Raw genomic sequence first — 21,221 nt, forward strand, 5'->3', positions numbered from 1 at the left:
TAATCCCTGTCATAGCGGGTGTCAACTAAAAATTCGAATTAATAAATATAAAAAAATAACAGTTTAACAATATATTCATTTTTTTATTACATAATTATTAAAAGGATTATTGCAAACTTTAAAAAAAAACTCTAATATTAGATTATCTTTGTTTACCGAAAAGGTGATATTATGATAGTTGGAAATATAGTAAAAGAAGTGCTTGCATATAAGAAAGGGCAAATTCAGCAAAAGCTAAGTAGTCCACAAGCATTTGTTAGTAGTCGTTTTCAAGAGAAGTTGCAGAGTGAACCTGCGAAGGAGACGAAGGCTACTACGCAGCCGGCAAAAGTAGAAGATATGAGTCAGCCGGTACAATCTACGAAAATAGAAGCGGTTGTTAATAAGCCGGTAGAAACTATTAATAAAGTAGAGGAAGCGAGTAAGCTTGAAGAAAAGGCTGAAACGAAGAAAGCAGATGAAGTGCAAGTTGCGCAAAAAGAGTTTGAACGACGTTTCCCAGAAACGAAAAATGAGGCTGCTGATACGTGGGAATTAACGAAGAAGTATAATATTCAAAAAATACGTTCTTCCAATGAAGGGAAGTATGAGGATATTATTGATCGTGTAAGTCGTACATATGGAATTCCAAAAACGTTAATTCAAAAAATGATTGAAGTAGAGTCTAATTTTAATCCGAAAACGGTGTCACATGCAGGTGCGATGGGTCTTATGCAGCTTATGCCAGCGAATGTGAAGGAGATGGGTGTGAAGAATCCCTTTTCACCAGCTGAAAGTATTGAAGGTGGCGTGAAAGAGTTAAGTGGTTATTTAAAGAAAAATAACGGTGACTTAGTATTGGCACTTGCTTCTTACAATGCTGGTCCTGGCAATGTGAAAAAGTACGGAGGCGTGCCGCCATTTAAAGAAACGCAAGGATATATTAAAAAAATATTAAATATCGACGTTTCAAAATAAGAAGTTTCATATATAGAGAGAACATGAAATTTTCGTGAACATGATATGGGAGTTGGCTAGATTTGAAATTACAAGATGATATTCCGTTAACAATTTATTTTGAAATCGGAAATACGAAAAAGAAAATTGAAGATCTGCTTCATATTACGAAAGGTACATTGTATCGTCTTGAAAATTCAACGAAAAATACGGTGCGTCTTATGCTTGAGAATGAAGAGATTGGAACCGGAAAGATTTTAACGAAGAATGGAAAAATGTACGTTGAAATCGTTGAATTGAAAAGGTAGGGAAGGGGATTGTCATGAGTGGCGAAAAATTAAGCCAAGAGCAAATTGATGCCCTGCTGAAGGCGGTAAATGAAGGCGAGGAAATGCCAGCTTTCGCACAAGAAGCAGGAAAGCAAGAGAAATTTCAAGAGTATGATTTTAATAGACCAGAGAAGTTCGGTGTTGAGCATTTACGTAGTTTGCAAGCGATTGCTTCTACGTTTGGAAAGCAGACGTCACAGACGTTATCAGCGCGTATGCGTATTCCGATTGAACTAGAGCCTTCAACAGTTGAGCAAGTTCCATTTACGAGTGAGTATGTGGAGAAGATGCCGAAAGATTATTATTTATATTGCGTAATTGATCTCGGTTTACCAGAGCTTGGAGAAATTGTTATTGAGATTGATTTAGCATTCGTTATTTATATTCATGAATGTTGGCTTGGCGGAGATAGTAAACGTAACTTTACGATGCGCAGACCGTTAACAGCGTTTGAGTTTTTAACGCTTGATAATATATTCTTGCTTCTTTGTAAAAATTTAGAGCAATCATTTGAAAGTGTTGTTGCGATTGAACCGAAATTTGTAACGACGGAAACAGATCCGAATGCACTAAAGATTACGACAGCGAGCGATATCATTTCATTACTTAACGTAAATATGAAAACAGATTTTTGGAATACGACGGTGCGTATCGGAATTCCATTCTTATCTGTTGAAGAAATTATGGATAAGTTAACGTCTGAAAATATTGTCGAACATTCTTCAGATAAACGTAAAAAGTATACGTCTGAAGTGGAAATGAAAGTAAATCAAGTGTACAAACCTGTTCACGTTGCAATTGGTGAGCAGAAAATGACAATGAGTGAGATTGAACAAATTGAAGAAGGCGATATTATTCCGCTTCATACGAAAGTTTCGGATGAATTACTTGGTTATGTAGATGGAAAGCATAAATTTAATTGTTTTATTGGAAAAGATGGAACGCGTAAGGCGCTCCTATTTAAAAGTTTTGTAGAGTAGGAGGATCCATATGAAGCATGAAGTATCTCCCGTGTCATTAATGGGATTAGAAGATTTTGCAGGAAAGCGAAATGAAGCAGGTAAGGCACATATTGATACTGTTTCAGATATTTCGATTGAACTCGGTGTAAAGCTTGGAAAGTCATCTATTACACTTGGTGATGTAAAGCAGTTAAAAGTTGGCGATGTTCTGGAAGTAGAGAAAAACTTAGGACATAAAGTAGATGTGTATTTAAGTAATATGAAAGTCGGCATCGGTGAAGCAATCGTAATGGACGAGAAATTCGGTATTATCATTTCTGAAATTGAAGCTGATAAGAAACAAGCGGCGCTTATGAAAGCCCAAAGTCAAATGCAAGATAAAGAGTAGAGGAGGAGTCATATGTCGTATATGACGACCTTATTTCAAGTCGTTTTACTGTTTGGTGCGCTCGGTTACGGTGCATATTATATGACGAAAAAGACGCGCAAACAGCAGTTTTTTAAGCAGGGTGAAAATGGCCATATTCAAGTAAAAGACGGCGTGTATTTAAATCATCAAACGAGTGCCTTTTTATTTGAAGTGGACGGAAAGCAAGTGTTCACTGTTATTAGTAATAACGGTGTGCAGTCTGTGCAATTAACCGGAACAGGAAATCAGTTTCAACAAGCACTAGAAGACGCGGTGAAGACTGAAACGAAAAAAGTAGAGGATCCATCATGAGAATAAAGAAACAGTTATCATTATTAGCCGTTATTTTCGTATTTTCTATCGTTTTTTCAATTATTTTTGTAAATCCAGCGTATGCGGCCCCGAACGGTTTTATTAATTTCGAAAATGGAAAAGAGTTTACGAGTAATTCAAGTGTACAACTATTTGCGCTCGTTACCCTTTTATCATTATCTTCTTCTATCGTTCTATTATTTACACATTTTACTTATTTTATGATCGTTCTTGGGATTACACGTCAAGGACTTGGGGTAATGAATTTACCACCAAACCAAGTGCTTGTTGGACTTGCATTATTTTTATCACTCTTTACGATGCAGCCTGTACTCGGGCAACTGAAGAGCGATGTGTGGGATCCGATGACGAAAGAGAAAATAACAGTAAGCCAAGCTGCGGAAACGACAGCTCCTATTATGAAAGAATATATGTCAAAGCATACGTATAAGCATGATTTGAAAATGATGCTGAAAGTACGCGGAGAAGAGTTGCCGAAAGATTTGAAAGATCTTTCCTTATTTACACTTGTACCATCCTTTACGTTAACGCAAATTCAAAAAGGTTTACTAACAGGGATGTTCATTTATTTAGCGTTTGTATTTATAGATTTGATTATTAGTACACTTTTAATGTACCTCGGGATGATGATGGTACCGCCGATGATTTTAAGTTTACCGTTTAAAATACTCGTTTTCGTATATTTAGGTGGATATACAAAAATTGTCGATATTATGTTTAAGACGGTCGCCTGAAGCGTTTGATGCTATGTGATAGGAGTCATATAAATGAATACGTCACCAATTATAGATATTTTCCAAACCTTTTTTTATAAAGGGGTTATGATTTTAATGCCGATTGCCGTTGTAAGTCTGATTGTCGTTATTATTATCGCGGTTATTATGGCAATGATGCAAATTCAAGAGCAAACGCTGACGTTTTTACCGAAAATGGCGAGTATTGTGCTCGTTATTATCATTTTAGGTCCGTGGATGTTCCAAGAGTTAACGATGCTTATTTTAGATTTATTTGATAAAATCCCATCGCTATTGCGTTCGTACTAAGATAGGTGAACTGAAATGAATATGGAATTATGGGCGGCAACGTTTTTTGCGTTTTGTCGCATTACTTCATTTTTATATTTTTTACCGTTTTTCTCAGGCCGATCCATTCCAGCAATGGCGAAGGTTACTGTTGGACTTGCTCTTTCAATTACAGTGGCTGATCAAGTGGATGTCTCTCACATCAAGACAGTTTGGGACGTTGCAGCTTATGCAGGAACGCAAATTGTAATTGGATTATCACTTTCAAAAATTGTAGAAATGCTGTGGAACATTCCGAAAATGGCCGGGCATATTTTAGACTTTGATATCGGTTTATCACAAGCAAGTTTGTTTGATGTAAATGCGGGCTCACAGTCTACTTTACTATCAACCATTTTTGATATATTTTTTCTCATTATTTTTATTTCACTTGGCGGCATTAATTATTTCGTTGCCACGATTTTAAAGTCGTTTCAATATACAGAGGCGATTTCAAAATTGCTGACGACTAGTTTCTTAGATAGTCTACTCGCAACGCTATTATTTGCGATCACATCAGCGGTTGAAATTGCTCTTCCGCTTATGGGAAGTTTATTCATCATTAACTTTGTTCTAATTTTAATTGCAAAAAACGCTCCGCAATTAAACGTTTTTATGAATGCATACGTAATTAAAATTACATGTGGTATTTTGTTTATTGCGATGAGTGTACCGATGCTCGGTTATGTGTTTAAAAATATGACGGATGTATTACTTGAAGAATATACGAAACTATTTAACTTTTTCTTAACGAAGTAGGGGGACGCGCATGGCAAAGGATAATAAAACAGAAAAGGCCACCCCGCAGAAGCGTAAAAAATCGCGTGAAGAAGGGAATATTGCCCGGAGTAAAGATTTAAATAATTTATTTTCCATTCTCGTATTAGCAGTTGTCGTTTATTTCTTCGGAGATTGGCTAGGGTATGAGATTGCAAATTCCGTAGCGGTGCTGTTTGATCAAATTGGAAAAAATACAGATTCAACCGAGTATTTTTATTTAATGGGGATTTTATTACTGAAAGTATCGGCTCCGATATTAATACTCGTATACGCTTTTCATTTATTCAATTATATGATTCAAGTCGGCTTCCTATTTTCTTCTAAAGTCATTAAACCGAAAGCGTCACGTATTAATCCGAAAAACTATTTTACGAGACTGTTTAGTCGTAAAAGTTTAGTAGATATTTTAAAATCACTATTTTATATGGGATTAATCGGTTACGTCGCTTACGTTCTCTTTAAAAAGAATTTAGAGAAAATTGTCAGTATGATTGGATTTAACTGGACTGCATCACTTACTGAAATTATTAGGGAAATTAAATTTATTTTCTTAGCAATTTTAATTATTTTAATCGTTCTTTCTATTATTGATTTTATTTATCAAAAATGGGAGTACGAACAAGATATTAAGATGAAAAAAGAAGAAGTGAAACAAGAGCATAAAGATAATGAAGGGGACCCGCAAGTAAAAGGGAAACGAAAAAACTTTATGCATGCAATCTTGCAAGGAACAATTGCGAAGAAGATGGATGGCGCAACGTTTATTGTAAACAACCCGACTCATATTTCGGTCGTACTTCGTTACAATAAACACGTTGATGCAGCACCAATTGTCGTTGCAAAAGGGGAAGATGAGCTCGCGTTATATATACGAACGCTTGCCCGTGAACAAGAAATACCAATGGTGGAAAATCGTCCGCTTGCTCGTTCTTTATATTATCAAGTCGAGGAAGATGAGACGATTCCAGAAGATTTATATGTAGCTGTAATTGAAGTTATGCGCTATTTAATTCAGACGAATGAACTTGAAGTATAATAGCGCGTTTGGAGGAGATCTCTTTGTTTAAGATAGATTCTGCAAGAACCTATTTTTCTATCTTTTTAGCAGCGTCATTCGTAGTGGCGCTCTTAATTCCACTTCCACCATTTATACTTGATATCATTATCGTTTTTCTACTAAGTATGTCAGTACTTATTTATATGCGAGCGACAAGTATTAACGAGTGGGATGAATTAAAGTCATTTCCGACGATGTTGTTATTAATCGGGATTTTCCGCGTATCGATTAACGTTTCGACGACGCGAGCGATTTTGACAGACGGAAATGCCGGTCATGTTATTGAAGAGTTCGGCCAGTTCGTAATTGGCGGAAACTTATTAATTGGTATCGTTATTTTTACAGTATTAATCATATTCCAGTTTATCGTTGCAAACGGTGCATCGCGTACAGCTGAAGTAGCAGCTCGTTTTACACTTGATTCTTTACCAGGGAAACAAATGTCTATCGATGCTGATTTAAACCAGCGTATTATTTCAGAAAAAGATGCACAAGCAAAACGAAAAAAATTAAATATGGAAACAGAGTTTTACGGAGCGATGGATGGTGCCGGGAAGTTCATTAAAGGGGACGTTATTTTCGGGATTGTCATTTTATTCGTAAACATTATTTTCGGTTTAATTGTCGGAATGATGCAGCAAGGAATGAGCTTTGCAGATGCGGCTCTTCATTATACACAGTTAACTGTCGGTGACGGAATCGTAAACCAAATTGGATCGCTTATGCTTGCGATTTCAACTGGTATTATCGTAACGCGTGTATTTGATGGTTCACCGGATACGGTAACGGAAGGAATCTTTAAAGAGTTATTAGCACATGAAGTTGTTGTATATGCGCTCGGTGGTTTGTTTATCGCAATGGGTATTTTTACTCCGCTACCGTTTCTACCATTCGCACTCGTTGGCGGAACGATTATCTTCTTGGGCATTCGTAATAAAAATCGAATAAAGAAAGAAAAAGAAGACGAGCTTCAAAAAGAAATAGAAATGATTCAAGGCGAAGATGAGCAACTGCAACAAGTGGAAGATTCATTTGGAGTATTTACGGATAAATATCCAATTATAGTAGAACTCGGTTTAGATTTAGCAGCACTTGTAAAGCAGAAAATTAACGGGGAAACAGCTCGTGATAAAGTTGTTCTTATGAGGAAGTCGATTATTACTGACCTCGGTATTAATGTTCCTGGAATTAACTTTAAAGATAATACGAGTTTTAGACCACGCGGACGTTACATTATTCGAATTAAAGGTGCGAAGGCGGCTGAAGGTGTTTTAAAATCAGGTTATTTATTAGCACTGAAAACACCAAACGTAATGGCTGATTTAGATGCAGAGCCAGCGAAAGATCCAATTTTCGGTGAAGATGGGTATTGGATTTTAGAGCATATGGTGCAAGATGCACAAATGAAAGGCTATCAAGTGTTAGAGCCACTTAGCATATTAATTACACATTTAGATGTTGTCGTTAGACGTAATCTTCACGAATTAATTCAGCGCCAACATGTAAAAGACTTAATTAACTCACTTGAAAATGATAATGGCGTTCTATTAGAAGAGATTAAGAAGAAAGAAATTGATTTATCACTCGTTCAAAATGTTATTAAACAACTTCTAAAAGAAGGTATTTCTATTCGTGATTTACCAACCATTATTGAAGGTATTATTGACGGCAAAGAAATTTATCAAAACCACGTTGATGGTGTGACATCATTTGTTCGTGAATGTATTTCAAAAGTTATTTGTGAAAATGCGAAAAATCCGGACGGAAAAATATATGCAGCGCTCTTCTCTGATTCAATTGAGTTAGATGCAGATGTTGTGAATAATTCATATCAAGGTTACTTATTAAACTGGGATTTAGATTTAGAAACACGTGTCGTTGAGCAAGTGCAGCGTGTCTTTAAACAAGCACGTTTAATGGGAAGAGAACCAGTGTTATTAACACGTAGAAAAGATTTTAGATTTGCGATTGTAAGACTGCTAGAACGTTATCAAGTGGAAGCACAAGTACTTTGTATTAGCGAATTAGCACCAGAAATTGTTGTGGATCAAATTGCCTATATTGAATAGTAGGGGGTGAAGTAATGGAAAGTACAGAAAAGAAAGAAGCGTTAATGCGAATAAAAGCAGCTTCGAAAAATGAATTGTATCGAAAGTTATTTGACCAATATGGTACAGATTATTATTACGTTGTCGATGAAAGTGTAAAACGAAATATACCGTTTTTTTGGAAAAAGGATTATGAAATGTTAGTTGCATTTCCAGAAGAAAAACAGGAAGAAGTGAATGAAGGTACAGCTCAATTTCATGAACAATTAATGGATGTTGTGAATGATCCTTCAGAACAAATTGTGAAGGCGAATGGAATTCAATCAGTACTGCACAATTTAGAAAACGTAACGACTTCTATGTCATACGCGGCGATGCAAACAGGAAATAGTGAAGAATGGGCAAGAAAAAAAGAGAAACTATTAAAGCTGTTTGAAAAAGGAATCGTCGTTGTGAAACCGATGAAAGAAACGGAAGTAACGAAAGTAACGAAAAAGAAAAAAGTTGTGAAACAAGTCGTTCCAGTAAAGAAAGAAGAAGTAGCTCCAAAGAAAGAAAATCAAGAATCTGTACCGTTTATTATTCAAAAAGTAATTCGGATGCTAGAACAAAACGATGTGGAACAATATTTCATTCATGCATATGCTGAAAAGTTAAAAATAAAGTTTGAAAATGCAACGATGATTACGGAAGAAGAAGTTATCAGGTACATATTGGAAGATATGAAATCTCATTTTAATACGGAAAACGTCTTTGAAAAAGAAGTACAAACAATTGCATTAATCGGTCCAACTGGCGTTGGTAAAACGACGACACTGGCGAAAATGGCATGGCAATTTCACGGTAAGAAAAAAACAGTTGGTTTTATAACGACCGATCATTCGCGCATAGGGACAGTGCAGCAATTGCAAGATAACGTAAAGACAATTGGATCTGAAGTAATTGCTGTGCGTGATGAAGCTGCAATGACAAGAGCACTTACGTATTTTAAAGAAGAAGCACGCGTCGATTATATTTTAATTGATACAGCAGGGAAAAATTATCGTACGTCAGAAACAGTGGAAGAAATGATTGAAACGATGGGACAAGTAGAACCAGATTATATTTGTTTAACGTTATCAGCTTCTATGAAAAGTAAAGATATGATTGAAATCATTACAAACTTTAAAGATATTCATATAGATGGTATTGTGTTTACGAAATTTGATGAAACAGCAAGTAGTGGCGAATTGTTGAAAATTCCAGCAGTATCATCAGCTCCTATTGTATTAATGACAGATGGCCAAGACATAAAGAAAAATATACATATCGCTACAGCTGAACATTTAGCAAAACAAATGTTACAAACATCGTAGAAAAGAGGTGAAGAATAAGGCGCTTGCCTTATTCAAACGAATATGAACGGTCTTTATATAGGTTCTATGGGCATGATGAATTACATGCAGCGCATTAATGTTCATTCGAATAACGTTGCAAATGCTCAAACGACAGGATTTAAAGCAGAAAATATGACGTCTAAAGTATTTGATGTACAAGACACATATCGCCGCGGAGATGGGGCGGTAACAAATATCGGTTCGGTCGATTACGCTGTAGTACCAGCTGCAACGCATGTGAATTTAGTACAAGGAAATATACAAATGACAAATAGCGCTACAGATTTCTTTTTAGATGACGGCGCGGCCGGCACAACATCATTTTTCGTTACTTCTAAAAATGATGAAACGTTTTTAACGAGAGATGGTAGTTTCACATTAAATAGTGATCGTTATTTACAAACGTCATCTGGTGCTTTCGTAATGGGAGAGAATAATGAGCGTATTCGTATTCCAGAAGGAGCAAAGGTTGCTGTACAAGCAGATGGTACATTATATGATGAAGTAACACAAAATAATATTGCTCGTTTACAAACAAAAACAGTAGATGCAGAAACGAATGCACGTCTCGTGCAACGTGAAAACAAAAGCTTTACACTAGCAGAAGGAAACATTGCTAATTTACCGAACGGAACAGGAATAGTAAAAAATCATATGCTAGAAAATTCAAATGTAGATATGACGAAAGAGATGGCAGATCTTATGACAGATCAAAAGATGATTCAAGCATCACAGCGTGTTATGACGTCATTTGATAAAATTTATGAAAAAGAAGCGAATGAAATATTGAGATAGTGGACTCCTAATAAAGGAGTCTTTTATTAATTTCAAATTTCAGAATTATCAATTGACTTTATGAAGCTTCTTTTTTATATTAGTAGGTATAACTATAACTACTAAAGAGGTGGGAGTATGACAACGGCATTATATTTAGAAGATGCATACAAAACGAGTTGCGAAACAGAAGTGATAAGAGTAGAAGGGAATAAAGTATTTGTAAAAGAAACAGTTTTTTATCCAACTGGTGGAGGGCAAGAATGTGATACGGGTGTCATTGTACAAGATGGGTCTGTATTTGAAGTTGAAAAAGTAAAGAAGGAGCAAGGAGAAATAGTTCACTATATAAAAGATGAAGCTCAAGTAAAATTAGGTCCAGTTAAATTAGAGATAAATTGGGAAAGACGTCATAATTTAATGCGTCATCACTCTTTACTGCATCTTATCGGAGCTGTTGTTTATGAAAAGTATGGAGCTCTATGCACCGGAAATCAAATTTATCCTGATAAAGCACGTATCGATTTTAATGAGTTACAAGAGTTATCGAGCGTGGAAGTAGAAGAAATTGTTGAGGAAGTGAATAAACTTATTAAGCAAAATAAAGAAATTTCTACTCGTTATATGAGCCGCGAAGAAGCAGAAAATGCTGTAGGAATGATTAAAACAGCAATAAATCTCCTGCCAACTACTATCCAAGAAATCCGCATTGTTACAATTGAAAATTTAGACGAACAAGCTTGTGGAGGCACACATGTGAAAAATACGAGTGAAATAGGAACACTTGTTATTGATAAAGTAAAAAGTAAAGGGAAGCAAAATCGTCGTTTTGAAGTAAGGGCGATTTAGATTGTGAGGGGTTACCGATGGATGAAATTATAAAGGAGTTACAAAAGTTAGGATTTTCCCAGTATGAATGTAAAGCGTATATTGGATTGTTAAAACATTCCCCAGTAACAGGCTATGAAGTGAGTAAACAAACAGGAGTACCTCGTTCTATGATTTACGAGGTACTCGGTAAGTTAATGGATAAAGGAGCGGTGCATATTGTACCTTCTGAACCAGTTAAATATGTACCAGTACCAGCTACCGAATTAATGAATCGAATGCGAAAAGACTTTGAAAAGTCCTTTGAGTTTTTAGACCAGAAATTAAATGGTTTAGAACAAGAGCGACAAATAGATGTAATTTCGCATATTCGTTCAAATGATCGTGTTTTGAAAGAAATATGCAATATAATTAGTAGAGCTAAGGAAGAGTTATGGGTTTCTGTATGGGAAGAACAAGTGCATGAAATTGAACCATACATTCATCAAAAGGAAGAGGAAGGCGTACATATATTTTCAATCTTATTTGGAGCTCCAGAAACAAAAATAGGAGCGACATTTCACCATAATTATATGACGCCCCACGTTGTTGAAAAGAGAATGGGGGGTCATTTAACTGTTATTGCTCGTGATGGAGAGGAAGTATTAATTGCGAACTTCTCAAATGATAGCACTTCATGGGCCGTTACAACGTATGACCCAGCGCTAGTTCTCGTTGCTACAGAGTATGTGCGGCACGATATTATGGTTGAAGAAATCACAAAGGAATTTGGAGCTGATAAGTTAGATACGTTATGGCGTGAAAATATAGATTTAGTTCATGTCGTAACAGGAAAACGAACTTTAGAAGGAATGGAGGATGATAGAGATGAGTAAAGCTCAGGCACATGTAGCTTTGCAGAGCGATGATACATTTCAGCAAGGAGTAAAAGATTGTTTACCAACTGTATTTGGTTATTTGAGCATCGGTATAGCAGCTGGTGTAATTGCAAAAACAGCAGGTTTTTCTATCATTGAAATTGCATTTATGTCGACTTTAATTTATGCAGGTTCTGCCCAATTTATATTAGCTGGTATGTATGCAGCCGGTGCTCCTGCTTCCGCAATTATTTTTACTGTGTTTTTTGTTAATTTACGCCATTTATTAATGAGTGCTGCCCTCGCGCCGTACTTTACGAAACTACCTCTATTAAAAAACGTCATTATTGGTTCGCAAATTACAGATGAAACGTTCGGCGTCGCAGTGCAGCATGCAGCGCAAAAAGGATATTTAGGCGAAAGATGGATGATTGGGCTAAATGTAACGGCTTATTTAAACTGGATTCTTGCTACTATCATTGGCGGGCTATTTGGTGAGTGGATACCAGATCCACATACATACGGGATGGATTATGCATTACCAGCGATGTTTATCGGATTATTTGTACTTCAGCTCATAAGTAGTAAACCAAAGCTAGCAATTCATTTAAGTGTTGCAATTGTAGCGATTATACTTGCATACGTTTCACACTTAATTATGCCAGATAGTATAGCGGTTATTATCGCAACATTACTAGCTGCGACGATTGGAGTGGTGATTGAAAAATGGAAATGAGATTAGATGTATTATTACTTTTACTAGCAGCAGGAGCTGTTACACTCGTGCCACGTATTTTACCTCTACTCGTATTTAGCAAACTACAAATTCCAGACTGGGGTTTAAAATGGTTAAATTACATACCAATTGCAATATTAGCAGCACTTTTAGCACAAGTTTTATTTATGCACGAGACGATGCAGTGGGATTATCTTATTGCAGCAATTCCAACATTTCTTGTAGCGATATATACTCGTAGTTTATTAGGTACAGTATTAACGGGAGTGGTTGTGATTATTTTGTTACGTTTCTTTTTCTAAAAAGGATTACGCTCATATAATAGCGAAAAGTGTAATAACATGAAAAATATAGGGGTGGTGTTATGATACTTTTAACGATAGGAGCAATTTTGTTAACGTTGTTTATTTTCTTTACTATCGGTTTCGTTACGTTTATGATGTTTGTTGATAAGGCGACACCTCAAATATATTATACACCTTGTGAATCAGTGACAGTGAAAACTAAAGGTAAACATAGAAGGAAGAAAAGTTGAAAGTTGGCTTTTCTTCCTTCTTCTATTACATCCCCGAAAGAACTAACAAAAACAGCCCAAATAAAAAACTAATAAAGGAAAGAAAACCGATACATATGGAGAACACACGATTGTTTCTCCATTCGCGCCAGAAAGTTATAAAACCTAAAATACAAAGGAAAAACCAAATGGGTAGGAATAGGAACTCACTAATTTTTTCGGGAAGTAACGAATAAAAAGTTGTTACATATAAGATCCAATTAGTAAAAAATAAAAGGCAAACGATAATAGATTGTAAGTAGGGGCGGTTGAAAAATAGCCCTTTTTTTACGGTTTTAAAAATGATAGTTAGCGCTGAGATAAAGGCAATGAGTATGAAAACAAGTAAGAGTAATGTCAGCGTCATTTTGAGTCTCCTGTATAAGATTGTTTTTATCACGCATGGGCAGTAAGACCCACACCTTAAAACTCAACGTAAGAAAAGAGATTCGGTGGGGGATGCCCCCCACTGATTGAAGTTTCACTTTACAAGAAATGAATCTATTAAATTGTATGCTTCTTTTGTAGAGTGCCCGTTATATTTTTCAGTGTACGGATTTAGAAATCCATGTTCACCGTGTAGTTGTTTTATTTCTAATAAAGGATTCTTTTGTTGCTGCAATGTTTGAATGAAAGAGGATACTGAAAAACTAGCTTCTTTTTCAGGGAATATAAGTAATGTAGCGCATGTAGGCTTTATGTGAACATAGTCGCGTATACGAGAACCGTAACATCCGATAATAAAATCTATTTTCGGATTGTTACTACATAGCCATGAGATGGTAGCTCCAACACTAAAGCCGATAAGTCCAATATGTGTATAACTACTAGAAAGATGAGAAATGAATTCTTCAATTTGCTTTTTTCCATCATCAAATCCAATATGATTTACAAAATGTTCATATGCTTTTTCTTCATCACTGTAATGAAATGCATGTTGTAAGTGTAGAAGATTAGGACAGAATACATCTATATGAGATGAAGTAAAGTGCTGGGTAACGTGATGCATATGGTCGTTCACACCATATATTTCATGAACAATAACGAGAGCTAATTTTTCCTTCATAGTTATAAAGTACCTCTATGAAACTTAATTTCTTTCTCAACAAGACAAATACGCAGGTGGAAGTTTTCATACCATTGCTCACGACCTCTTTTTTTCGCTTCTTTATGTAAGGTGTTCTTTTTCCAATTTTCAATCGCATCAAGTGATTCCCAATAAGAAATTGTTATTCCGAGTCCAGAATTACCTCTTGCACTTTCTACACCTAAAAATCCAGGTTGTTGCTTTGCAAGTTTCTCCATTTCTTCGGCAACGGTATTATAGTCTGTTGTATCATTTGATAAATTAGAAGTGAATATAACTGCATAATAAGGCTTGTTTTTTTCTAAAGTAGATGCCATTATTTTTCCTCCTTAATGTATAGTACGAATAATTAATCCATAGTTTGTATTTTAGCAGGTCACAAAAAGAAAAGAAGTAGAAAATTCTTATTTTTTCAGCTCATGTAAAATAAAGGGTTGAAGAAATTTATAATAAGTAATCTGAAAGAAGAAAAATGCCACTTCAAAAGAGAAGTGGCATTTCTTATATTTCCTCTAAGCTATTAACTGGAACAGTTAATTCGCGTCCTGGGTTTTTTACTTCATATATGCGGGCGGTTTCATTGCTTTCATCGACGTGTTGAATCATAACAGGCATGCCTTGAAAATTGACATTGGCTTGTTCTGCTGACATAGAAAGCTCTTTTGCACGTTGTATATTCATTTATATTCCTCCCATCATTATTATCTTTGCTAAAAAAGAGGAATAATATACCATTTAGAGACATTCTTAAAGTTTTTGTATTATTTGTAATGTTTCTTTAATAAATGAAGAAAAGATGGAATCAGGATAACCATCTATCGTTTGAACTGCTTCTTTTGCTTCTTTCAGAGCAGCTGGTTTATCTTGAAGTTTTATATGACACAGGGCACGATAAGACCCAGCTGTTAATACCCACGATTGATCAAGTGGATGACTCATATAATCTGGTATGGTAGCGTGTTTTAATATTGCCAAAGCTTCCTTATAACGTTTTAAGCCATACAAAGATTTTCCTTTTTCAAGATAATATAATCCATCGTCTTGAAAGATTGGTTCATCTTTTAGTTTTTCTCGGAATTGTTCTAGATGTTCTAATGCGATTGTATATTCATTAGTAATTGTGTTGTAGTAGTAAGCTTTTAAAATATCAATAATCGCAATGGATAGAATATCTTCTGTAAAAATGGCAAATTGCTCCGATTTTTTTATGTAATATAAATACTGTTCTTTATCAGCTGTAATGACTTTTTGGTAAGATAAAATGCGATAAAATTCATCTGTTTTATAATACACTTGATGTTTTTTTGAAAATGCAAGTGCATCTAAAATGACTTTTTCACATTTTTCATAATTACCGTATGCGAGTAAAATAATTGCTTCTTTTAAATATAATTGTATATGTGTAATAAGATCCATTTCTAAATTCTTCGCTTTATATTCATCACGAATTGTAGCAATCATCTGTAAACATTCTTTATATTTTTTACGTTTGAAGAGCATATAGTAAAACAGTAGTTTCGTTTCAGTGCTTTCTCGATATACAGTATATTTTTCAAATATAGAAACAGCAGTTTCAACGTAATATTCAATATGATAATCGTTCATAATAGTTGCTCCTGTTAGGAACTGTTTATATAAGCGAGCTGTATTTAAAGTAGAAGGTAGCTCTGTTTGAACGATAGGTAGTAAAGTCTTGTATACTTCATCGCATTTATTTGCCTTTATTAGTTGCTCCATTTTTTGAATGAGTTCTACAATTTCTCCTTCATCTTCTTCTAATAAAAAGCTCGTTTCACATTCAAGTTTTTCCGCAATATATTGTAATGTTTTCATAGAAGGTGTAGCTTTTCCATTTTCAATTTGACTAAGCATACTTTTTGTCAGTTCCGAACCTGCCAGTGCTGTTTGCGTAAGCTTTTTTTCTTTTCGTAATGCTTTAATTTTTTCGCCGAGAGTTGCCATATTGTTGCTCCTTTATATTTAAAAAGTTTAATTGTATTTAACTTTTTGTTGTGGAAATTGGAAAGTTGATTATATAATAAGTTTAACACAATTTAACTTTTAAGGGGAAAGAGTCAAAAATGGAAGATATAAGTATAGGACAACATGATTCAAGAATGAAGATTGCAACGAGAAATATCATTTTAATGATGATTGGAAAAATGACGTCTTTATTAGGCGCAGGTATTTATACGTTCGCAATGGGGTTATATGTATTAAAGACTACTGGTTCAGGGATGGGGTTTGCAACTACGCTCGTTTGCGGATTACTTCCAAGGATGATCTGTGGCCCAATTGCTGGTGCTGTAGCAGACCGTGTGAATCGAAAATGGCTTGTCATTGGTACTGATTTATTAAGTAGCTTAACGATGCTTAGTATGTTTATTCTTGCTACTATATTTGGACCATCACTTCTTTTTATTTATATTTCAGCAGCATTATTATCAATTTGTGCAAGTTTTTATTCTGTTGCATTAACTTCGTCTATTCCGAGTTTAGTAGATGAAGGACGTATTCAAAAAGCGAGTGCTTTAAATCAAACGGCGGCTTCTTTATCAAATATTTTAGGACCGATTATTGGCGGAGTTGTATATGGTTTCTTCTCAATTAAATCGTTTTTCCTATTAAATAGTATTACGTTCTTTTTAGCGGTTATTTTGCAATTATTTATCGTATTTGATTTATATAAAAAAGAAGTGGCTGAGAGTACAGAGCATTTCTTGACGAGTATAAAAGAAGGTTTTTTATATGTAAAAAGACAACATGAAATATATGGTTTAATGAAAATAGCATTGTGGGTAAACTTTTTTGCGTGTGGTCTAACAGTTGCACTTCCTTACATTATCGTCCATACATTGCATTTATCTTCAAAGCAACTCGGTACTGTAGAAGGAATGTTAGCAGTCGGGATGCTAATGGGAGCGATTGCTTTATCAGTGCGTAAAGAAGTGAATACTCCGTTTCGTTCTATTTATACTGGACTGTTTTTGTTTGCAGGTTTAAGTTTATGTACAGTCTTTCCGTTGTTAGTTATCATTCCAAAAGTAGCAAGTTTTATTTACTATATTGCTTTTATGATGTTAACTGGTATAGCAATTATGATTGTAAACATTCCAATGCAAGTACATATGCAAAAAACGACAGATCCGAGCTACCTAGGGCGTGTGTTTGGCCTACTTGAAACAATTGCGACTGCAATCGCACCACTTGGTATGATTGTATATGGACTACTATTAGATATGTTGCCAACTAGCATTGTTATGATGACAATAGGCGGAGGGTTATTGTTAGTTGTATTAGTTGGAGTAAAGCAACATATGGCGAAAAAACAAGTAGATGTGTCCGCTTAAAAATAAGAAAATAATGAAAATTCGACTTATCATTATAAAAGTGACCGAATTAGTATTTTAGTTTTTGAAACTCTTTTTCATGTATGTTAAAGTAAAGTGAGCTTGCAAAGAAAAGGAGACAACAGCATGAAAAAATTAAGTTTTGTTATGCTTTTTCTATTAGTCGTAATGGCTGGATGTAGCAATTATGACACATATATTGAAACAGGTATGCAATCATTGAAAGATGAAAAGTATAGTGATGCAACAATGTGGTTCGAAAAAGCAGAAAAAGAGAAATCAGGAAACGAAGCGAAATCATATAAAGAAGTTGCTGAGAAAATGGATCACGGAGCAACAGCATTAAAAGACGGTAAGTATTTAGAAGCGAAAGACATTGCAAATGAAGTGTTACAAAAGAAAAAAGATGATGAACTTGAAAAAGCTGTAACATCAAATGCAGAGAATATGCTTCAAAAAGCAAAAGATGTGGAAGAGAAAGTAAATGAAAGAGTGGCAAAGCGTAGAAAGGTAGAAGAAGAAGGAATCGATAAACTTATTAAAGCTGTCGATAGTATAGATGAAGTGAAAGAAAAAGAGAAGAAAGTATCAGAAGCATTAGATAAGGCTGAAGAGGCGCAAGCAAAAATTGAGGCAAAGAAAAATAAATAGATTTATAGTTTAAAAGGCTGTCGTGCATAACGACAGCCTTTTAATTTTTTGTTGTAAATGAAGTGATGCTTTGTAGTAAAAAAGAAATGATTTTAGAATTCCATCTGTCCTCATGATGAATCGTATAAATATTACGCTGAAATTCAAATTCAGGGATTGGTATATAGCATAGCTCATTTCGTTGTATTTCTTGCTCGATAGCAAGTTTAGAAATAAAGGCAATTCCATTACCATATTTTAAAATTTGTTTCATCGTTTCTAATGAGTCTAATTCAATTTCAGATTGGAATGTAATGTTGTGCGCCAACGTCCATTGTGTAAGTAAATCTCTCGTTGTAGATGGATTACGATGCAATAGTATGCGTTCCTTTTCGATATTTTGTAACGATACATTGTCTTTCTTTGAAAAATGATGTTCTTTGGAAAAGGCAAGAACAAGTGTATCGGGCATTATATTCGTTTGTTTTAAAAGTGGTTCATCAAATGGAGCAGCGGAAATTATCCCAAGATCGATTTCGTGATTTTGTAGCATCATTCGAATTTCAGGGGCTGTTTTCACTAGTAGCGTTATTTTTATATTGGGAAATTCGCATTGAAATTGATGAACGACTTCTGGCAAAAGATAAGTCGCTGGTACATAACTAGCGCCGATTGTTATAGCACCTTTATGAAAATCTTTAAACTCTTGCGTGACACGTCTAGCTTCTTTCATAAGCGCATCTATTTTACAAGCATAATGGTGCAAAGCCTCACCAGCCTCTGTTAAGAAATACCTTCCAGAACGTAATTCAAATAAAGACACACCGAGTTCTTCTTCTAAGCTTTTTATATGAAATGTAATAGTTGGTTGTTTAACGCTAAGTTTTTCTGCAACGATTGTAAGCTTTTTGTATTTCTTAATAAGTACTACAATTTCTAATTTTAAGAGATTCATTATGAATTGCCGCCTTTTTTATTTTAACTATAGAAAAAATCTATAGAAATAAATAGTTTATTAGAAGTTTTTTAATTTAATCTTTACAGTACATTAACATTGAGTATAAATCTTCCATATAGAATGAAAGCAGGTTAAGAATGAGGGGAGAGAGGTGAAGCAATGGATATTACAATTAGTGGATTAGAAAAGACATTTGGAAAAATACAGGCGTTAAAGCCGTTGCAGATTGTAATGAAACAAGGGGAATTCACTACACTTTTAGGACCTTCGGGGTGTGGGAAAACGACTTTACTTAGAATGATAGCAGGACTTGAAGAACCGGATAAAGGAGAAATATATTTTGGAGACCAGTGCATGTATTCTGCTACAAAAAAGATAAAGACATCTCCTCATGAACGGAATATCGGTATGGTATTTCAAGATTTTGCTTTATGGCCGCACATGACTGTTTTTGAAAATGTTGCATTTGGTTTAAGGGCTACAAAGCAAACGAATCATTTACGAGAAAAAGTAGAAGATGCGATAAAGCGAGTTCGCCTGCAAGGTATGGAGAAACGGTATCCACACGAACTTTCTGGTGGACAGCAACAACGTGTCGCATTCGCTAGAGCAATTGTAACAAAACCTCACTTTATTTTGTTTGATGAACCGCTAAGTGCACTCGATGCAATTTTGCGAGAAGAAATGAGAATAGAGCTTATGGATATCGTTCATTCCATTGGTTTAACTGCACTGTATGTCACTCACGATCAAATAGAAGCAATGTCAATGTCAGACCAAATTATTGTCATGAAACAAGGAGAAGTATTACAAAAAGGAACACCGGAAGATATTTATGTGAAACCGTCTCATGAATTTGTTGCCAAATTTGTTGGTAAGGCGAATTGGCTTGTAGAGGGTGAAAAAATGATTCGTCCAGAGCATGTGAGTTGGACAAAAAATGATGTGTGCGAAATGTATACAGGTGAAATTCAGCACGTTACATATATAGGAGAACGTTATGAAGTGAAAGTACATATGGGGACTTTAGGCATCTGGACAGCCTATCACAATAGTAAGCTAAGCATCGGTAAACCAGTATCGTTATATGTGCCAAAAAAATGTATTCATCATATAGGGGGAGAATAGTATGAAGAAATTCAGTTCGCTTAAGTCTTTATTTGTATGTACTTTATTATTTTCGGCTGTAGTAACAGGGTGTAGTTCAAAGACAGGTAATGCAGATGCAAAAAGTAAAAATACGAATGAAAAGAAAATTGTTGTATATAGTGCAGGACCAAAAGGGTTAGCAGAAAAAATTCAAAAAGACTTTGAAAAGAAAACTGGTATAAAGGTGGAAATGTTTCAAGGGACAACTGGTAAAATTTTAGCGAGAATGGAAGCTGAAAAGAAAAATCCAGTCGTTGATGTAGTCGTACTTGCATCATTACCAGCGATGGAAGGATTAAAGAAAGAGGGTCAAACGTTAGCTTATAAAGAAGCGAAACAAGCTGATAAGCTGCGTTCTGAATGGTCAGATGATAAAGGACATTATTTCGGGTATAGTGCTTCAGCATTAGGGATTGTGTACAATACAAAAAATGTGAAGACAGCGCCTGAAGATTGGAGCGATATAACGAAAGGAGAATGGAAAGGGAAAGTGAATCTTCCAGATCCAGCACTTTCAGGTTCAGCTTTAGACTTTGTAACAGGATACGTGAAAAAGAATGGACAAGATGGATGGAATTTATTTGAGCAGCTTAAGAAAAATGAAGTTACAGTAGCAGGAGCAAATCAGGAAGCGTTAGACCCAGTTGTAACAGGTGCGAAAGATATGGTCATTGCGGGTGTTGATTATATGACGTATAGCGCAAAAGCAAAGGGTGAACCTGTTGATATTGTATATCCAAAAAGCGGAACAGTTATTAGCCCACGTGCAGCTGGGATTATGAAGGATAGTAAAAATGTTGAAGGTGCAAAAGAGTTTATTGATTATTTATTATCCGATGATGTACAAAAACAAGTTTCTAAAGCGTATTTATTGCCTGGTAGAACAGATATAAAAGCTGAAAATAGACCAAATGTAGAAGAGATTCCAGTATTAAATATTGATTGGAAAACAGTTGAGAAAGAGCAAGATGAAATAGGAAAACAATTTAAGAAAGTATTTCAATAAGA

Annotated in this window: 27 protein-coding genes; 21 read left to right on the forward strand and 6 right to left on the reverse strand. The window is 35.1% G+C overall.

All coding sequences use genetic code 11. The features are described 5' to 3' along the window. The first annotated feature begins 171 nt into the window (after nucleotides 1-171). The 17 genes from GD442_RS08125 to GD442_RS08205 all read left to right on the forward strand — a co-directional run bounded on the left by GD442_RS08125 (nucleotide 172) and on the right by GD442_RS08205 (nucleotide 13,021). A complete protein-coding gene (locus GD442_RS08125) occupies nucleotides 172-957 on the forward strand; it encodes a lytic transglycosylase domain-containing protein (RefSeq protein WP_000635226.1) in 786 nt (261 codons plus the stop codon). 62 nt (nucleotides 958-1,019) lie between these two features. Then, on the forward strand, nucleotides 1,020-1,244 hold the full coding sequence (locus GD442_RS08130; RefSeq protein WP_000775712.1) for a flagellar motor switch protein FliN: 225 nt from the start codon (nucleotides 1,020-1,022) through the stop codon (nucleotides 1,242-1,244). A 14-nt stretch (nucleotides 1,245-1,258) separates the two neighbouring features. After that, nucleotides 1,259-2,245, forward strand: coding sequence for a flagellar motor switch protein FliM (fliM, locus tag GD442_RS08135; RefSeq protein WP_000012356.1), 987 nt, complete (start codon nucleotides 1,259-1,261; stop codon nucleotides 2,243-2,245). Nucleotides 2,246-2,255: 10 nt separating this feature from the next. Further along, the gene (fliN, locus tag GD442_RS08140; RefSeq protein ID WP_000680010.1) at nucleotides 2,256-2,615 is read left to right on the forward strand and encodes a flagellar motor switch protein FliN; all 360 of its coding nucleotides are present in this window, start codon (nucleotides 2,256-2,258) and stop codon (nucleotides 2,613-2,615) included. A 12-nt stretch (nucleotides 2,616-2,627) separates the two neighbouring features. Further along, nucleotides 2,628-2,948, forward strand: a complete 321-nt coding sequence (locus GD442_RS08145) for a hypothetical protein (protein ID WP_000121178.1) — start codon at nucleotides 2,628-2,630, stop codon at nucleotides 2,946-2,948. After that, a complete protein-coding gene (locus tag GD442_RS08150; RefSeq protein WP_001220582.1) occupies nucleotides 2,945-3,703 on the forward strand; it encodes a flagellar type III secretion system pore protein FliP in 759 nt (252 codons plus the stop codon). The genes GD442_RS08145 and GD442_RS08150 overlap by 4 nt, the downstream gene beginning before the upstream one ends. A gap of 33 nt (nucleotides 3,704-3,736) precedes the next feature. Beyond that, a complete protein-coding gene (locus tag GD442_RS08155) occupies nucleotides 3,737-4,012 on the forward strand; it encodes a flagellar biosynthetic protein FliQ (RefSeq protein ID WP_001098080.1) in 276 nt (91 codons plus the stop codon). A 15-nt stretch (nucleotides 4,013-4,027) separates the two neighbouring features. Then, nucleotides 4,028-4,789 (forward strand): flagellar biosynthetic protein FliR, encoded by a 762-nt coding sequence (locus GD442_RS08160; RefSeq protein WP_001055718.1) that lies wholly within the window; start codon nucleotides 4,028-4,030, stop codon nucleotides 4,787-4,789. Nucleotides 4,790-4,799: 10 nt separating this feature from the next. Further along, nucleotides 4,800-5,846, forward strand: a complete 1,047-nt coding sequence (gene flhB / locus GD442_RS08165) for a flagellar type III secretion system protein FlhB (protein ID WP_001030111.1) — start codon at nucleotides 4,800-4,802, stop codon at nucleotides 5,844-5,846. Nucleotides 5,847-5,869: 23 nt separating this feature from the next. Further along, a complete protein-coding gene (gene flhA / locus GD442_RS08170) occupies nucleotides 5,870-7,936 on the forward strand; it encodes a flagellar biosynthesis protein FlhA (protein ID WP_000472534.1) in 2,067 nt (688 codons plus the stop codon). A gap of 14 nt (nucleotides 7,937-7,950) precedes the next feature. Further along, a complete protein-coding gene (gene flhF / locus GD442_RS08175; protein WP_000446171.1) occupies nucleotides 7,951-9,270 on the forward strand; it encodes a flagellar biosynthesis GTPase FlhF in 1,320 nt (439 codons plus the stop codon). Between the two features lie 42 nt (nucleotides 9,271-9,312). After that, the gene (locus tag GD442_RS08180; protein WP_001013934.1) at nucleotides 9,313-10,086 is read left to right on the forward strand and encodes a flagellar basal-body rod protein FlgG; all 774 of its coding nucleotides are present in this window, start codon (nucleotides 9,313-9,315) and stop codon (nucleotides 10,084-10,086) included. Between the two features lie 117 nt (nucleotides 10,087-10,203). After that, entirely contained in the window at nucleotides 10,204-10,914 is a 711-nt protein-coding gene (locus tag GD442_RS08185; RefSeq protein ID WP_000205398.1) for an alanyl-tRNA editing protein, read from the forward strand. A gap of 17 nt (nucleotides 10,915-10,931) precedes the next feature. After that, nucleotides 10,932-11,768, forward strand: a complete 837-nt coding sequence (locus GD442_RS08190) for a TrmB family transcriptional regulator (RefSeq protein WP_000343383.1) — start codon at nucleotides 10,932-10,934, stop codon at nucleotides 11,766-11,768. Next, nucleotides 11,761-12,486: an AzlC family ABC transporter permease gene (locus GD442_RS08195; protein WP_000030490.1), complete on the forward strand. Its 726-nt coding sequence runs from the start codon at nucleotides 11,761-11,763 to the stop codon at nucleotides 12,484-12,486. Before GD442_RS08190 ends, GD442_RS08195 begins: the two co-directional genes overlap by 8 nt. Then, entirely contained in the window at nucleotides 12,477-12,788 is a 312-nt protein-coding gene (locus GD442_RS08200; protein WP_000425944.1) for an AzlD domain-containing protein, read from the forward strand. The genes GD442_RS08195 and GD442_RS08200 overlap by 10 nt, the downstream gene beginning before the upstream one ends. A gap of 62 nt (nucleotides 12,789-12,850) precedes the next feature. Further along, entirely contained in the window at nucleotides 12,851-13,021 is a 171-nt protein-coding gene (locus tag GD442_RS08205) for a DUF3951 domain-containing protein (RefSeq protein WP_000602246.1), read from the forward strand. Nucleotides 13,022-13,046: 25 nt separating this feature from the next. On the opposite strand, the gene GD442_RS08210 is transcribed toward GD442_RS08205, so the two are convergent. The 5 genes from GD442_RS08210 to GD442_RS08230 all read right to left on the reverse strand — a co-directional run bounded on the left by GD442_RS08210 (nucleotide 13,047) and on the right by GD442_RS08230 (nucleotide 16,088). Continuing rightward, on the reverse strand, nucleotides 13,047-13,406 hold the full coding sequence (locus GD442_RS08210; RefSeq protein WP_002040899.1) for a hypothetical protein: 360 nt from the start codon (nucleotides 13,404-13,406) through the stop codon (nucleotides 13,047-13,049). A 114-nt stretch (nucleotides 13,407-13,520) separates the two neighbouring features. Then, on the reverse strand, nucleotides 13,521-14,105 hold the full coding sequence (locus GD442_RS08215) for a dienelactone hydrolase family protein (RefSeq protein ID WP_000660119.1): 585 nt from the start codon (nucleotides 14,103-14,105) through the stop codon (nucleotides 13,521-13,523). A 2-nt stretch (nucleotides 14,106-14,107) separates the two neighbouring features. Then, nucleotides 14,108-14,443, reverse strand: coding sequence for an antibiotic biosynthesis monooxygenase family protein (locus GD442_RS08220; protein WP_000168853.1), 336 nt, complete (start codon nucleotides 14,441-14,443; stop codon nucleotides 14,108-14,110). Nucleotides 14,444-14,627: 184 nt separating this feature from the next. Further along, nucleotides 14,628-14,807 carry an H-type small acid-soluble spore protein gene (locus tag GD442_RS08225; RefSeq protein WP_001025737.1) on the reverse strand — a complete coding sequence of 60 codons (180 nt, stop codon included), beginning with the start codon at nucleotides 14,805-14,807 and terminating at the stop codon, nucleotides 14,628-14,630. Nucleotides 14,808-14,873: 66 nt separating this feature from the next. After that, complete coding sequence (locus GD442_RS08230; protein WP_048538197.1) at nucleotides 14,874-16,088, reverse strand: helix-turn-helix domain-containing protein; 1,215 nt, start codon at nucleotides 16,086-16,088, stop codon at nucleotides 14,874-14,876. 119 nt (nucleotides 16,089-16,207) lie between these two features. Between GD442_RS08230 and GD442_RS08235 the strand changes: the two genes are divergently transcribed. Both GD442_RS08235 and GD442_RS08240 read left to right on the forward strand, forming a co-directional pair. Beyond that, a complete protein-coding gene (locus GD442_RS08235) occupies nucleotides 16,208-17,476 on the forward strand; it encodes an MFS transporter (RefSeq protein WP_159365072.1) in 1,269 nt (422 codons plus the stop codon). Between the two features lie 126 nt (nucleotides 17,477-17,602). Beyond that, nucleotides 17,603-18,127 (forward strand): COG3014 family protein, encoded by a 525-nt coding sequence (locus GD442_RS08240; RefSeq protein ID WP_000736438.1) that lies wholly within the window; start codon nucleotides 17,603-17,605, stop codon nucleotides 18,125-18,127. A 40-nt stretch (nucleotides 18,128-18,167) separates the two neighbouring features. On the opposite strand, the gene GD442_RS08245 is transcribed toward GD442_RS08240, so the two are convergent. Then, on the reverse strand, nucleotides 18,168-19,061 hold the full coding sequence (locus GD442_RS08245; RefSeq protein WP_001050626.1) for a LysR family transcriptional regulator: 894 nt from the start codon (nucleotides 19,059-19,061) through the stop codon (nucleotides 18,168-18,170). A gap of 162 nt (nucleotides 19,062-19,223) precedes the next feature. On the opposite strand from GD442_RS08245, the gene GD442_RS08250 reads away from it, so the two are divergent. Both GD442_RS08250 and GD442_RS08255 read left to right on the forward strand, forming a co-directional pair. Next, entirely contained in the window at nucleotides 19,224-20,192 is a 969-nt protein-coding gene (locus GD442_RS08250; RefSeq protein ID WP_000355539.1) for an ABC transporter ATP-binding protein, read from the forward strand. A gap of 1 nt (nucleotide 20,193) precedes the next feature. After that, on the forward strand, nucleotides 20,194-21,219 hold the full coding sequence (locus GD442_RS08255) for an ABC transporter substrate-binding protein (protein ID WP_000714684.1): 1,026 nt from the start codon (nucleotides 20,194-20,196) through the stop codon (nucleotides 21,217-21,219). The last annotated feature ends 2 nt before the right edge of the window (nucleotides 21,220-21,221 follow it).

Source organism: Bacillus sp. A260, assembly GCF_009861435.1.
Classification (GTDB): Bacteria; Bacillota; Bacilli; order Bacillales; family Bacillaceae_G; genus Bacillus_A; species Bacillus_A cereus.